Origin of the sequence: Vibrio harveyi, assembly GCF_030060435.1 — a bacterium.
GTDB classification, from domain to species: Bacteria; Pseudomonadota; Gammaproteobacteria; order Enterobacterales; family Vibrionaceae; genus Vibrio; species Vibrio harveyi.
The window spans coordinates 2,411,773-2,426,814 of the sequence record NZ_CP125875.1 but is presented as its reverse complement, the minus strand read 5'-3'; the positions used below and the strand labels follow the sequence as shown (position 1 = coordinate 2,426,814).

Annotated in this window: 13 protein-coding genes; 10 read left to right on the top strand and 3 right to left on the bottom strand. The window is 44.5% G+C overall.

The genetic code is table 11. The features are described from left to right. Positions 1–49: 49 nt before the first annotated feature. On the bottom strand, positions 50–1,237 hold the full coding sequence (locus tag QMY49_RS11560; protein WP_005447654.1) for a DUF3103 domain-containing protein: 1,188 nt from the start codon (positions 1,235–1,237) through the stop codon (positions 50–52). Between the two features lie 242 nt (positions 1,238–1,479). After that, a complete protein-coding gene (gene nadK, locus QMY49_RS11555; RefSeq protein ID WP_005447653.1) occupies positions 1,480–2,364 on the bottom strand; it encodes an NAD(+) kinase in 885 nt (294 codons plus the stop codon). A gap of 145 nt (positions 2,365–2,509) precedes the next feature. Between nadK and grpE the strand changes: the two genes are divergently transcribed. The 4 genes from grpE (at position 2,510) to dnaJ (ending at position 8,371) form a co-directional block, all read left to right on the top strand. Continuing rightward, a complete protein-coding gene (grpE, locus tag QMY49_RS11550; RefSeq protein WP_005447652.1) occupies positions 2,510–3,106 on the top strand; it encodes a nucleotide exchange factor GrpE in 597 nt (198 codons plus the stop codon). 421 nt (positions 3,107–3,527) lie between these two features. Then, positions 3,528–4,802 carry a dicarboxylate/amino acid:cation symporter gene (locus QMY49_RS11545; protein ID WP_005447650.1) on the top strand — a complete coding sequence of 425 codons (1,275 nt, stop codon included), beginning with the start codon at positions 3,528–3,530 and terminating at the stop codon, positions 4,800–4,802. A gap of 301 nt (positions 4,803–5,103) precedes the next feature. Next, positions 5,104–7,020 (top strand): molecular chaperone DnaK, encoded by a 1,917-nt coding sequence (gene dnaK / locus QMY49_RS11540; protein ID WP_005447648.1) that lies wholly within the window; start codon positions 5,104–5,106, stop codon positions 7,018–7,020. Positions 7,021–7,222: 202 nt separating this feature from the next. Beyond that, entirely contained in the window at positions 7,223–8,371 is a 1,149-nt protein-coding gene (gene dnaJ / locus QMY49_RS11535; RefSeq protein WP_283311574.1) for a molecular chaperone DnaJ, read from the top strand. 132 nt (positions 8,372–8,503) lie between these two features. Here dnaJ and QMY49_RS11530 read toward each other — a convergent pair whose 3' ends face one another. Next, positions 8,504–8,938, bottom strand: a complete 435-nt coding sequence (locus QMY49_RS11530; protein ID WP_005447645.1) for a type IV pilin protein — start codon at positions 8,936–8,938, stop codon at positions 8,504–8,506. 103 nt (positions 8,939–9,041) lie between these two features. Between QMY49_RS11530 and QMY49_RS11525 the strand changes: the two genes are divergently transcribed. The 6 genes from QMY49_RS11525 to tadA all read left to right on the top strand — a co-directional run bounded on the left by QMY49_RS11525 (position 9,042) and on the right by tadA (position 14,662). Further along, a complete protein-coding gene (locus QMY49_RS11525) occupies positions 9,042–9,557 on the top strand; it encodes a GspH/FimT family pseudopilin (protein WP_009697707.1) in 516 nt (171 codons plus the stop codon). Between the two features lie 9 nt (positions 9,558–9,566). Continuing rightward, positions 9,567–10,193: a PilW family protein gene (locus QMY49_RS11520; RefSeq protein WP_005447638.1), complete on the top strand. Its 627-nt coding sequence runs from the start codon at positions 9,567–9,569 to the stop codon at positions 10,191–10,193. Next, positions 10,193–11,500 carry a hypothetical protein gene (locus QMY49_RS11515; RefSeq protein WP_005447637.1) on the top strand — a complete coding sequence of 436 codons (1,308 nt, stop codon included), beginning with the start codon at positions 10,193–10,195 and terminating at the stop codon, positions 11,498–11,500. Before QMY49_RS11520 ends, QMY49_RS11515 begins: the two co-directional genes overlap by 1 nt. Further along, on the top strand, positions 11,490–11,900 hold the full coding sequence (locus QMY49_RS11510) for a type IV pilus modification PilV family protein (protein ID WP_005447635.1): 411 nt from the start codon (positions 11,490–11,492) through the stop codon (positions 11,898–11,900). The genes QMY49_RS11515 and QMY49_RS11510 overlap by 11 nt, the downstream gene beginning before the upstream one ends. Positions 11,901–12,189: 289 nt before the next feature. After that, positions 12,190–13,749, top strand: a complete 1,560-nt coding sequence (locus tag QMY49_RS11505; RefSeq protein ID WP_005447634.1) for an AbgT family transporter — start codon at positions 12,190–12,192, stop codon at positions 13,747–13,749. 379 nt (positions 13,750–14,128) lie between these two features. Next, complete coding sequence (gene tadA, locus QMY49_RS11500; protein WP_005447631.1) at positions 14,129–14,662, top strand: tRNA adenosine(34) deaminase TadA; 534 nt, start codon at positions 14,129–14,131, stop codon at positions 14,660–14,662. The last annotated feature ends 380 nt before the right edge of the window (positions 14,663–15,042 follow it).

Here is a 15,042-nt window from a genome sequence, read left to right as displayed (position 1 = left end):
AAGAAAAATAGGTCGTGCAAAATGCAACGACCTATTTAAATTGAACAAGTTACGGACGAGTTGGGTTAATGGTGAGCGGTTCTAATGTGACGACTGCATTGACTCCCGCGCCCGGATGGTCGACGTAAGATGTGTCTTGCATCAGGGTGTAGTAAACATCAACGAAATCGTCATCATTGGTCAGAACCCCATCAGGAATTGCATCAATGATCTTGTTGGTGATCTGAGGAATAATGGCATACGCCTGCACCTCTGGATCTGGAATCGCCTTTAATACTTCTTCAGCAACTTGAACGAGCAGTTTTGCCAACTGTTTGTAATCCGTACCGTCATCTTGTTCCATCAATACAATGTCAGCCGCGCCCCAACGGTAACGAGACCAATGAATGATGATTTGATTCGGGTAATAGTCTTTGTTGTCATAATCCAAATATGGAAGCTCGACTAAATCTAACGTCGGCTCGTCGCGACTTGGGTTCACCCCTGTGACGATGGCGTAGATTTCTGCTTTACCCGAGATCCATGGTTCTTGGTCATCAGAAAGACGGATCTTCTTCAGTTGTGTAGTCTGAATTGGTTGAACCGAACTTTCAGCGCTAGCGAGAAGTGGGGAATTAACTTGCTGTTTGTCCGCTAGGTATGGCTGAACCATCGTGGCTTGACCTAAGCTCTTCATCTCAGCTTGCATCGCTTGCAGACCTGCTTTTAGTTCTGCAGAGCTGTTATTGTCGACAACCAATACTGGTACGTCAGGAAGCTGATAGACATCGAGCTGGTGGATTTGACCATATACATCGTACGCTTCGATATACTGCCATTGCGAGTCATCACCGCTTGGCTCGAAAGCGAATAGGGGATCGACTTTCCCTTCTTGCCATACATTTAGCATCTCTTCATTCGCTAGACGGACTTCTAGCAACTGATCTGAGTATTGCTCGATGCCTTTCCATGTACGGATCTGGTTATCGGCTTGTACAAGCTGTTTACTGAAAGCAGCTTGGGGCGTTTGTTCAACAAAGGAAGATACTGGGACGCTAGTGTGCTCCGCGGTAATGTCCCTACGTAGCATTGGCTCCATGCTGGTATAGCTCTCACTAAGTTGCTGAGCGAGCGCGCGTTTTGTGTTGGTTATATCCTCGGCTTTTGCATTTGATATATTGTTAACCTTTGCCTCCTCAGACTGGCAGCCCATAAGCGCTAAAGTACTGAGAGCGGACAATATAATTGTTTTTTTCATAGTGTGTCCTTTGAGATAGTTTGTATGAAATAGAGTTAATATTCTATTCATGGCAAGAATATCACCAGACACCTATCATTCAATTTGCTCTCCAAGATTTGTATAAAATCTGCCCACAAGATCAAATTTTATAAATCTAGATTTAGTAGGTTTTTATTTTGTGTCGCCTTAATCGGGATAGAGTAGAAAGCTGAAATATGAGCAAAGAAAAAAGGTTGATGCTTTCACACCAACCTTTATTGCTAAAACAGTTTGCTCGACCATCCAAGCTTATTTCTTAGTACGTGATAGTAGCTATAGTCTTTCGGGTGGATAAGTTTGAGAACGTTCGGGCTCTGGTAGATGTGTATTTCATCACCTGGAGAGACGGGGAGCGAAACTTGTCCGTCACAACTTACTTCCTGAGTACCGCGGTTTTCTGGTGACACGACCAGTTTGATACGACGTTTGCCATCGACAACTAATGGGCGGCTAGACAATGTGTGCGGGAACATTGGCACTAAAGAAATCGCGTTTAAGCTTGGTGACAAAATAGGTCCACCACCTGACAGGGAGTAAGCCGTAGAGCCTGTTGGAGTAGAGACAATCAAACCATCGGCACGCAGCGAAAACGCAAAGCTGTCATCAATATAAACTTCAAACTCAATCATGTGCGCCACTTGTCCTGGGTGGAGCACGGCTTCGTTTAATGCCGCGTTATGGCTCTTGATTTGACCGTGACGATGGATCTCCGCTTCCAATAAGAAACGCTCTTCTTCTATATATTCGCCTTTTAATACGGCTTTTAATGCTTCTTTGAAGTCGTCGGGGTTTAGATCCGTCAGGAACCCCAAGTTACCTCGGTTGACACCAATCACAGCAACATCGAAACGAGATAGAATGCGAGCGGCACCCAGCATGTTGCCATCACCGCCAACTACGATAGCGAGATCGGCGTTTTTACCTAGCTCTACGAGGCTAGCAAACTGGCTTTGCGGGATTTCGTCTAAAATTGCAGCAAGGCGATCATCGATAAATACTTGGTAACCTTCGGATGTCAGCCATTCGTATAACTCTCTATGAGTTTGAATTGCCTGCTGATCTCGTGGTTTTCCGATAATCGCGATCACGTTACATGGGTTTTTCATAGCATTTCCGCATTAAAGAGGCTTGAATCAGGAATCTTCATCCCCATAATAATGGCAAGTTACCTAAATATGCGAATTTTTATGTGGTTAAAGCCCACAAAACGTGAGTGGCTTTAAGGACATTAAGTTGAATTCTGGAGATATCATGAGCAACGAAGAAAACAAAGTTACAGAAGAAGAGCTTGATCAAATCATCGAAGAAGCTGAGAAAGTAGAAGCCGCAGCGCAAGAAGCTGAAGCAGAACTTGAAGAAATTGGTGATGAGAAAGACGCTAAGATTGCTCAACTAGAAGCAGCACTACTGTCTAGCGAAACAAAAGTGAAAGACCAGCAAGATGCGGTTCTTCGCTCTAAAGCTGAAGTAGAAAACATGCGTCGTCGTACTGAGCAAGAAATCGATAAAGCTCGTAAGTACGCTCTGAACAAATTCGCTGAAGAACTACTTCCAGTTATCGATAACCTTGAGCGTGCAATCCAAGCTGCAGATGCAGAGCACGAAGTGGTTAAGCCAATTCTTGAAGGTGTTGAGCTAACACACAAGACGTTTGTAGACGCAGTATCGAAATTTGGTTTGAAAGAGATCAACCCAGAAGGTGAAGCATTCAACCCTGAATTCCACCAAGCTATGTCTATTCAAGAAAGCCCAGATCACGAATCAAACACAGTTATGTTTGTGATGCAAAAAGGCTATGAGCTAAACGGTCGAGTTGTTCGTCCTGCAATGGTTATGGTTGCTAAGTAATCAAATAACTCATTGATATAAATATATTAAAACGCCTGCTATTCAATAGCGGGCGTTTTTGTTTCAAACATCTCTATCAACATATTCATCTCTCTGAATATGTGCGCAAAATGAAATTTGATCCCCTTCAAATTTTTTCTTATTGGTAAAAAATTTTCCAATAAGGGATATCCTTTCTTTATCTTGCTTACTTATGGAATGGGTGTGTCTATAAGTACCTGTTATCACTCGCAATCAAAATTTAATTCTGAATATGAATGTAGATCTAGTGGTTTACTTTTAATGTTATTTATTAACAATCCTGTAAAGAAAGTCTTTATTTTGTAACTGTGGTGTGTATTATTCGCGAGGTCTGCCGTAAAAACCAGCAGATGTAACTATAAAAGCATAAATAGCAAACACAACATTTTGGAGATTTATGATGGATAAATCGCTTTCTAGCAAGATTTTTATCGGCTTGTTTGCGGGTCTTCTGATCGGTACTGCAATTCAGTATCTTTTTAGTGGCGTTGCTCTCTTTGATACATATTTACTTGGCGCAGCGGAAGGCGCTGGTGGTATGTTCGTATCATTGATTAAGCTGTTAGTAGTACCTCTTGTTTACGTATCTATCGTATGCGGTATCGTGGACCTAAAAGACATCACGGCTTTTGGTCGTCTTGGTGGTAAAACCTTTGCTCTATACATTATCAACACCATCATCGCGATTACTGCGGCACTGACTGTTGGTCTTATTTTCCAACCGGGTGCTGATGCAAATCTGGCAGGCACGATTTCAGAAACTGTTAACTTAACAACAACTGAAACACCTGACATTTTCTCGTTGGTTGTAAACATCGTTCCAAGCAACCCTGTACAAGCGTTTGCAAATGGCGACATGTTACAAATCATCTTTATGGCAATTTTGACAGGTCTTGCTATTCAAGCTTTGGATTCTCGAGGCGGCCCGGCAATTCGTACGTTTAAAATGGCGAACGAAATCATGATGAAGCTGGTTGGTCTAGTAATGAGCCTTGCACCTTACGGTGTATTTGCTCTGATGATTCAACTAGGTGCAACACTGGATGCAAACACGCTGATGTCTGTTGCTGGCTACGTAGCACTTGTTGTTGCAATGCTAGTGTTCTGGATTTTCTTCTTCTACCCAATGGCGGTAGGTATTGCGACGGGCACTTCACCAAAAGCGTTCCTACGTGCAACTCGAGAGCAGATCCTATTCTCACTATCAACTGCAAGTTCAAACGCAACTATCCCGGTAACAATGCGCACGCTAACTGAGAAGCTTAAGGTTTCTAAGTCGGTTGCTGGTTTCGGTGTACCGCTGGGCGCAACAATGAACATGTCTGGTGTTTCTATCTATATCGCACTAGCAACTATGTTTGTCGCAAACGCGTTTGGTCAGCCAATCAATACTGCTGATATCTTTACTCTTGGTCTAACTATCTTGCTACTTTCTATCGGTGCTGGTGGTGTTCCGGGCGGCGGCGTAGTGATGGTAGGTGTTCTATTACACCAACTAGGTCTTCCACCAGAAGGTTTAGCAATCATTGCAGCTGTAGACCGTATCAATGATATGTTCTGTACTTCATCTAACGTAGTTGGTGATACAGCAGTAAACACTATTGTTGCGAAGTCTGAAGGCGAGATTGGTAAAGAAGAAGTCGTAGACGCAGAGCCTGCACAAGCAAGCGCATAATTTGCAATACACTCTTAGTTGAAAAGCGAGGCTATATGCCTCGCTTTTTCTTTTATAGAAACGAGAATCGAGATTGAAAAGTCGAAAGGGGCAGAGTTGCGCTCGTCTCTCGCCTTTTGCGCAACTTTTTTTTGTTTTTTTTCATTCTCTCCCTTGAAAAGCCATTTGCAGCCCTTATCTATTGGGCATAAGAGAAGCAAACAACATTACTTTAGTTTGTGAGCAAGGGTTGAAACCCGATTCTAAGTCCCCACATAGGGGATATAGCAAAACAAAATAGAATTTATTCGGAGATAGCCTGATGGGTAAAATCATTGGTATTGACTTAGGTACTACTAACTCATGTGTTGCTGTACTAGACGGCGACAAACCACGTGTAATTGAAAACGCAGAGGGTGAACGTACTACTGCATCGGTTATTGCTTACACTGACGGTGAGACGCTAGTAGGTCAACCAGCGAAACGTCAAGCAGTAACTAACCCAACTAACACGCTATTTGCAATCAAGCGTCTAATTGGTCGTCGTTTTGAAGACGAAGAAGTTCAGCGTGACATCGAAATCATGCCTTACAAAATCGTTAAGGCTGACAACGGTGATGCATGGGTAGAAGCAAAAGGCCAGAAAATGGCGGCTCCTCAAGTATCTGCTGAAGTACTTAAGAAAATGAAGAAAACTGCTGAAGACTTCCTAGGTGAGGAAGTAACTGGCGCAGTTATCACAGTTCCTGCTTACTTTAATGATGCTCAACGTCAAGCTACTAAAGACGCTGGTCGTATTGCAGGTCTAGAAGTTAAACGTATCATCAACGAACCAACAGCGGCTGCTCTAGCATACGGTCTAGACAAGTCAGGTGGCGACCGCACTATCGCGGTATACGACCTTGGTGGTGGTACATTCGATATCTCTATCATCGAAATCGATGAAGTTGAAGGCGAGAAAACATTCGAAGTTCTAGCAACTAACGGTGACACTCACCTTGGTGGTGAAGACTTTGATAACCGTCTAATCAACTACCTAGTCGACGAGTTCAACAAAGAGCAAGGCATCAACCTTAAGAACGATCCACTAGCAATGCAGCGTGTTAAAGAAGCAGCAGAAAAAGCGAAAATCGAGCTTTCTTCTACTTCTCAAACTGACGTAAACCTACCTTACGTTACTGCTGATGCAACTGGTCCTAAGCACATGAACATCAAAGTGACTCGTGCGAAACTAGAATCTCTAGTTGAAGACCTAGTACAACGTTCTCTTGAGCCACTAAAAGTTGCTCTAGCTGATGCTGACCTATCAGTAAACGACATCACTGACGTAATCCTAGTTGGTGGTCAGACTCGTATGCCTATGGTTCAAGCGAAGGTTGCTGAGTTCTTCGGTAAAGAAGCTCGCCGCGATGTAAACCCTGATGAAGCAGTAGCAATGGGTGCTGCAGTTCAAGGTGGTGTACTTGCGGGTGAAGTTAAAGACGTACTTCTACTAGACGTTACTCCACTATCTCTAGGTATCGAGACAATGGGCGGCGTAATGACTAAGCTAGTTGAGAAAAACACGACTATCCCAACTAAAGCGAACCAAGTTTTCTCTACAGCAGAAGACAACCAGAGCGCGGTAACTATCCACGTTCTTCAAGGTGAGCGTAAGCAAGCGTCTTTCAACAAATCTCTAGGTCAATTCAACCTAGAAGGTATCCAAGCTGCACCACGTGGTATGCCACAAATCGAAGTTACTTTCGACCTAGATGCGGATGGTATCCTACACGTTTCAGCGAAAGACAAGCAGACTGGTAAAGAGCAGAAGATCACTATCCAAGCTTCTGGCGGTCTAAGCGATGACGACATCGAGAAAATGGTTCAAGAAGCAGAAGCTAACAAAGAAGCGGACAAAAAGTTCGAAGAGCTAGCAACTGCACGTAACCAAGCTGACCAAATGATTCACGGTACTCGTAAGCAAGTAGAAGAAGCTGGTGAAGCTCTACCTGCAGAAGAGAAAGAGAAGATTGAAGCAGCTATCTCTGAGCTAGAAACTGCACGTAAAGGTGATGACAAAGAAGCGATCGACGCTAAAGTTCAAGCGCTAATGACTGCAGCTCAAAAGCTAATGGAAATCGCTCAACAACAAGCTCAAGCGCAACAAGCACAAGGTGCTGACGCTGGTGCACAACAGTCTCAAGAAGACGATGTTGTTGATGCTGAGTTCGAAGAAGTTAAAGACGACAAGAAATAATATTTCTTAACTAGGCGGCTTATGGTCGCCTAGAGTCGATAAGACTTTTGTGTGCGGGCGTTTGGGGTAACTCTTACGCCCGTCTGTTTGTCCAAGCTGTCTTTCTAGTTAAGTATTTTGCAATAAGTGCACTTACCTAGAACGATACAAACACCAAGCGGTAAATCATGCCGTTTGCAGTAATTAATTGGTGACGAAGAACATGTCAAAACGTGATTTTTACGAAGTATTAGGCGTAAGCCGTGATGCCTCTGAGCGCGATATCAAAAAGGCGTACAAGCGTCTAGCAATGAAATACCACCCAGACCGTAACCAGGGTGATGAATCTGCTGCGGATAAGTTTAAAGAAGTAAAAGAAGCGTACGAAATTCTCACTGACCCTCAAAAGAAAGCGGCGTACGATCAGTATGGTCATGCTGCTTTTGAACAAGGCGGTGGCGGCTTCGGCGGCGGCGGTTTTGGTGGCGGTGGTGCTGATTTCGGCGACATCTTTGGTGACGTTTTTGGCGATATCTTTGGCGGCGGTCGTCGTGGCGGTGGTCAGCAACGTGCACAACGTGGCGCAGATCTACGTTACAACATGGAACTGTCGCTAGAAGAAGCCGTTCGTGGCGTATCGAAAGAAATCGAAGTACCAACGCTTGTTCATTGTGATACCTGTGACGGTAGCGGTGCGAAGAAAGGTTCTTCATCTGAGACTTGTGGAACCTGTCATGGTCACGGTCAAGTTCAAATGCGCCAAGGTTTCTTTGCTGTGCAGCAAACCTGTCCTACCTGTCATGGTAAAGGTAAGATCATCAAAGACCCATGTAACGAATGTCATGGTCAAGGTCGCAAACAGAAAACTAAGACACTTAACGTTAAGATCCCAGCAGGTGTTGATACTGGCGATCGCATTCGTCTATCTGGCGAAGGCGAAGCTGGAGAAATGGGTGCACCAGCAGGTGACCTATACGTACAAGTTCACGTGAAAGAGCACCATATCTTCGAACGTGAAGGCAACAACTTGTATTGTGAAGTGCCAGTTAGCTTTGCTATGGCTGCTCTAGGTGGTGAAGTTGAAGTTCCGACACTAGATGGTCGTGTGAACCTTAAAGTACCAACAGAAACGCAAACAGGACGTATGTTCCGTATGCGCGGTAAAGGGGTGAAAGGCGTTCGTGGTGGCGGTGTTGGTGACCTAATCGTTAAGCTTGTAGTAGAGACTCCAGTTAACTTGAGCGCTCGTCAGAAAGAATTGCTTAAAGAGTTTGATGAATCTTGTGGTGGTGATGCCGCAACTAAGCACAAACCAAAATCTGAAGGCTTCTTCAACGGCGTGAAGAAGTTCTTTGATGACCTAACAAGCTAATTGCTGGTTAGTTGAATCCAATAAAAAGCCTGCTGTGATGCAGGCTTTTTTGTATCTGCTTTCTTTTTATTTAAAGTGACTTTATGGCATCGAACTTGTCGTCTAAGTTGTCTTTATCTATTCTCGAAAGGGCTAATCCCAACATGCACTCGGTGACTCTATGTTGGTGGACGTTAGGGTTATTTTATTTACCCCACTAGGGAAACAGTTATCACCGTTTTGCCCTAAATCGGCTTTTGCCGTTGCTTCGATAACATAAGCTGCGCTGGATGTGCTTGCGATACTAAATGAAAAGCGATTTGAATCGGAGTCGCAGATCGTACAAGTCCCGCCAGAGATGATACTACTCCAATCGTACCCACCGTTGTAAGAGGTTTCTAGCTCCAGTTGTATGCGACTGATATCGCTTAGAGCAACGGTGCGGTGTGCCGTAATGGTGTGGTTGGTATATGACGGATAAGCGATAGCCGCGATGATTCCAATAATCACAACTGCTATCAGTATTTCGATCAATGTCATCCCTCTAAATCGTTTGTTGTATCCGTTACAACCAGAAATTCGAATCATGACGAGTAGTTTCCTTTTCACTTTTCCGCCTATTTTTCTCAGGTGATAGCATCTGCGCAAGATGAATTACGGTCCTCTTGCCGTTTGCATAGGAATTTGGGAAATGCCTCGCGGGTTTACATTATTGGAGCTTCTGATCACTATCGCCGTGCTGAGTGTTTTGCTCACGGCTGCTGCTCCTTCTTTCCAAAATGTTTTTGAAACCAACAAAATGCAGCGCTTAGCGAATGAACTGCATGGCTTTGTTATTCAAGGTAAGTCAGAAGCGGTATTGCGCCGAGAGAGGCTTTGGGCACACCTGATCATGTCTGGAGGTTCATCCAGTGATGGTAATTGGCGCATTGAGCTCACAGATAATAGCTCCGAGGGAGCCGGTACGGTTTTATTCTCGTTTTCAGGCGCGCCTTACAAGGGCATTGTGGTTACTCCGAGCTACGCTTCAGACCAAATCAGTTTTGATGACGTCCATGGTCGCCCTTCTTCAGGCAACATTCGCTTTTACCCGGTCGGAGAGTCTTCTAAAGCCTTAAAACTTATCTCTCACACTTTGTCTGCGCGTGTCCGGGTATGCAGCGACAACAACAATACCGAGTTCTTCGGCTATTCAACCTGTTCTTGAGGAATGAATATGTATAAGCAGAAAGGCGCGAGCCTCGTCGAGTTTATGATTGCATCCTCTTTAGGGCTGATTGCTCTAGCTATTGTTGGATCGCTTTACATCAGTGGACAAAAAGTGGCGATGGAGCGTTCCAAAGAGCTGATGTTACTGCAAAACACGGGCAGCGTATTAGCGATGTTAAGAAACGATATCCAACGAGCTGGCTTTAATGAAAGTGGCAGTGATTCAGTCAAAATTTCAGGTGCGACCGATACGATTTACACTCTTGATACTCCGGGGATGGGGTTGATTGCATACGCCTATCAAGTTGGGACTTCAGGTGCAGCACCACTTTATAAAAATGTTGTATATGAGCAGCGGATTAATACGCCAGAGTCTTTGTTTGTCTGTGAGAAAAAACAAACGACGATATGGAACGTCAGTCAAGTTATTGCGCTTTCTGGTACCGGTACATGCAATACGCTTTTTGATAAGAGAGCGATTCATATTAACCGCTTTGATCTTGCCGCTCGCACGCTGAAAAACACAGATGCTGAAAGCGCGGTAGTCACCATTACCTTAGGAACGGAATTAGTTGGCGCAACAAGTGTTCAAACAGAGCAGTCGTTTACCGTGAAGCAGAGGAACTGGCAGTAATGAGAAATCAACAGGGAGCCGCAGCATTATTAGTTGTGAGCGTGTTGCTGGTTGCGGCATTAATGATGTCACTGGGAAGCTACAAGTCCCTTTTCTATCAAATCAAACGTGCCAACAATCAAATTGAATCCAGACAAGAGCATTGGCGTGCAGAAGGCGGGTTAGAGTGTGTTTACAGCAAAACCAAACTAAATAAAGAATTGCCAACTAACGTCAATGACTGCATCACAGCGATGGGACTTGATGCACTTACATTTTCCTCTGGTCCTTCAAGTCTCGTGACTTCAACGATTGGTCATCGGGAAACGAAAAAGACCATCAAGTTGCCTTCAAGTAGCGGGGCGGGGGCGATCAAATCTAAATCTGATCTGGTTATTAATGGTTCCTATACGAGCTCTCCAGATCCGAGTAAAAGTCTCGGTAGTAATTTGTGGGAGTGCACCTCCGTTCTTTATTACAACTTTTTCTACGCTACCAGTGTAAGTACTTTTCACCCTTATCAGCTATCCGACAAACCTTATTCAAGTTTCCCTGATAGTCCTGCTGGACAGGAACAAAAATGTGCATCTACACACTACAGTTGGGGCACAAGTGTTGCGGCATCTAAGAGCGATTATCGCCAGTCTTCGGACATGGACCCATTTAAAGATGTCTTTGATGTCCCGCGTAGTGAATGGTTCGATGTGATGTCTGATAGCTCTTTGTTTGGATATGTACCTTTGTCGTTGAATGGTATGACATTGGACTCTGAAGCGGATCTTCCTTCTCCGGTATTCAATGATACTTGCGCGGAGGGGATAGTTAGCAATATCGAAAATGGAAAAGATCTCATTTGGGTTTACGGTGGTTGTGAAATAAACACGGCAGATTTCACGAGTATAAAGAACGCAATAGATAACAGCCTAGGGGGCAACGGAATAATCCTAGTTGTTCAAGACGGTATTTTTTCTACGATAGGGACACAGAATTTTAAAGGTATGCTTTACCATTTTATTTCTCCACTGTATGTCGACCCGACAACCGGGGCTACATTAGATTTTACCGACTGGGCAGCTTCCGCGAATGATCCTGCATTGGATGGCGTTATCGCGGCTTTAGATGCAACAGTGCCTATGGAAAAGACAAAGATTGGCTATTTTCAGCACGGAGCGTTTAACCCATTAGGAGGTTTTGTCATGGACGCGCCTGGAACATTTGCACTCTTCAATGCAGCTTTATCCTTCCAATACAATCGTGATGTGATTGACGAACCTTGGAAGAAGCTAAAGAAAGTATATTGGCAAAAGGGGTCTTGGAATGATCTCTAGACAACAAGGCTTTAGTTTAATTGAGGTGCTGATTTCTTTTCTTTTATTGGGCATTGGGGCGCTCGGACTCACTAAACTACAAATTTACATGGAACGTGAATCGGATTATGCGATTCATAGTATCGAGGCGTTGAGACTGGCTGAAAATCAACTTGAGTGGTTCCGCTCTCGTGGTGCTTCTGAGGCGATGTCTACCATTACGCCTGCCAATTTTGCTTCGATTGCAACCGGATCTTCTGCTAGTGGATCTTATGTTGTTGAGTGGGAAGTTCCAGCAGCTACGGTTTCAGGATCGCTTAAGACCATTACTATCAAATCGAGTTGGGTTGACCGAATGGGGGAAACGCAATCAGTTGAATTGAAAACTATGATTTCGCGTCATAGTGAATTCGAAAAGTGATGGATTAGGCATTCCTCTTATAATTACTTTTATCGTTAATATTGACGCTTTTTATTGCTAAATTGCGTGGTTAATGGGTGGTTTTACAACTGTTAATGCGAATGGTGTGCTACTGTTTTTTTTATGTTTAATTGATATGGCGTTTTTGCAAAATATGTCTCCAAATATGGAAAAAAACATAGAACCTTGTGCTTTCTGAGGCGCTATTTACTAGAATGCTCTGTTGAAAATAGGCCGTTATAATTATTCAAATAGGCCATGGCACCAACATCATTCATATGGAGTTACGATGAGTAACCAAGCAGTAAATAAGGCACCGTCACCGAAGCCGAGCGGGATGGATCGCTTCCTGAACTTTATCGAACGAGCAGGTAACAAAATTCCTGATCCTGCGATTCTGTTCTTCTGGGCACTAATCATTACTTGGGCTGCGTCTGCACTTTTGTCGAATGTTTCTTTCGACCTTCTAAATCCTCGAACTGGCGAAGCTCTCACAATCACTAACCTTCTAACAGGCGAAGCACTAGCAAGTTTCCTTGCTAACATGGTGACCACGTTCACTGGCTTTGCACCACTTGGTATCGTTCTTGTAGCGATGTTGGGTGTAGGTGTTGCCGATTCTTCTGGCTTCATCACCACTGGTCTTAAGAAGATGCTGAACTTCACGCCAGCTAAACTTCTTACTCCAATGCTCATTCTTGTAGCAATCGTATCGCACACTGCGGCGGATGCGGGCTACGTTCTAGTTATTCCTCTTGGTGGTATCATCTTCCACGCGGCTGGTCGTCACCCTCTAGCGGGTATCGCGGCAGCGTTTGCAGGTGTATCGGGTGGTTTCTCTGCAAACTTCATCCCTTCAGGTATCGATCCTCTATTGGCTGGTTTCACGCAAACAGCTGCGCAGGTTCTAGATCCTGAGTACGTGGTTAACCCTCTAGCGAACATCTTCTTTACTGGTCTATCTTCAGTAATTATTGTGGCTATCGGTTGGTACGTAACTGAGAAAATCATCGAACCACGCCTAAAGAACACACCAATCGACGAAGACGCAGAGAAAGCACCAGATCTAGGTTCTTTCACTGAGCTTGAGTCTAAAGCGTTCCGTTACGCTGGTTGGGCAATGATGGCGGGTATCGCACTTCTTGTTGTAGCACTTATTCCAGAAAACTCTGCACTGCGTTCACCTGAAGGTGAAATCACAGCGTTCTCTGCGCCAATCATGAAGTCTATTGTTCCGTTGATCTTCATCCTGTTTATCATTCCGGGTTACGTTTACGGTCGCGTTTCAGGCACGTTCAAGACAAGTAACGACATCATCAAAGCGATGGCGGATACTATGTCTACTATGGGCGCATACATCGTAATGTCGTTCTTCTGTGCACAGTTCCTATCAGCATTCGCGCAATCAAACATCGGTACGATGCTAGCGCTTTACGGTGCAGAAGGTCTGAAAGCAATGAACCTACCTGGTGAAGCTACTATCATCGGTATGATTCTTCTAACAGCTTCTGTAAACCTTCTAATCGGTTCTGCATCGGCGAAATGGGCTCTTATCGGTCCAATCCTAGTTCCTATGCTAATGGCTGTGGGTATCTCTCCTGAGCTATCTCAGGCGGCTTACCGCGTAGGTGACTCTGTATCGAACATCATTTCACCTCTGATGGTATTCTTCCCTCTAGTCGTGGTTTACTGTCAACGTTACGTGAAGTCGACAGGTATCGGTACGCTAGCATCGCTAATGATGCCATTCTCGATTGCAATGCTAATCGGATGGTCAGTATTCCTAGTGGTTTACTGGATGCTAGGCATTCCTCTAGGTATCCAAGCGCCATACACTTACACAATGTAAATACCGTCATATTTGGCGCTGTAGCGTTGTTAACTGCGCAAGTTCACCCTAATCACATAGAGCCTCTATGCTCATAGGGCTGAACTTGCTTGTTGCCTAGCTACAACACCAACTATTTAGGTATTGGTAATTCGAAAGCGCTGGTCGAGAGACTGGCGCTTTTTTTGTTTTGGGAGTCGGGAACGGACTTTGCCCTTCGGGATACAAAATAAAGAGAGCCCCAACTCGCTCGTACCTCGCTCTTGAGGATGACGATCAAACTGCTTTGAATCACGGTATTTGTGCCCTAACAGGCAAAATCATCCCGCTTCCACTTCCCCTCTTTGAAGGTTAAAATCCACTTTCAATCACGATCTATCCCAAATTCCGGAGCTCCCTTTTGTCAGATTCTCAGTTTTCTCCTCAAGACGAACTATTTATGCGCCGTGCGATGGAGCTTGCCGAGCAAGCCGAAGCTGAAGGGGAGGTACCAGTTGGCGCTGTGTTGGTAAAAGATGGAGAGGTTATTGCGGAAGGTTGGAACCGTTCTATTTGTGCTCACGATGCAACCGCACACGCCGAGATCCAGACATTACGAAAAGCAGGAGAAGCACTAGGTAACTATCGACTGCTTGATACGACTTTGTATGTCACGTTAGAGCCTTGTCCTATGTGTGCTGGTGCGTTGCTACATAGCCGAGTAAAGCGAGTGGTTTACGGTGCGCCTGATTTAAAAGCAGGGGCAGCAGGGACGGTATTGAATTTGTTCGAAAGCCAAGCGGCATACCATTACGCAACAGTAGAAAATGGATTGCTAGAAGAGGAGTGCCGCGCTCAGTTGCAAGCGTTCTTTAAGCGTCGTCGTAAAGAAATTAAAGCTAAAAAACAAGCGCAGAAAGCGTTAGATAATGAGCAGGATACAAAGGGCGAATAAATTCAGGCGAGTAAATTAAGGTTCGCAGCAATAATTCATCTCTTTAGCAAACACCTACTCGGAAGTAGATGTTTGCTTCAAGTTCTCAGTGATTCACTAGGTGAACGAAAACACGGTTACGTGCACTGACTTTCTTTTTCATACACGTAAGCTTGCGCTTACGGCGGTTAGCAGCCACTGTCTTATTCAAACGTTTTGACTGCACTCTGCGTTTTCTCATAATCAGAACCTCTTGCAGACAACGAACACACTCTCCGACACTCGCATAGCAAAGCGTCCGATTCATTATCAATTGATGACATTCTGGTGATGCACACTTCCGATGAAGGTGACATCGAGTGAGGAGAGGTGACCAAAAGAACTTACTTTTCTGCGCGCTT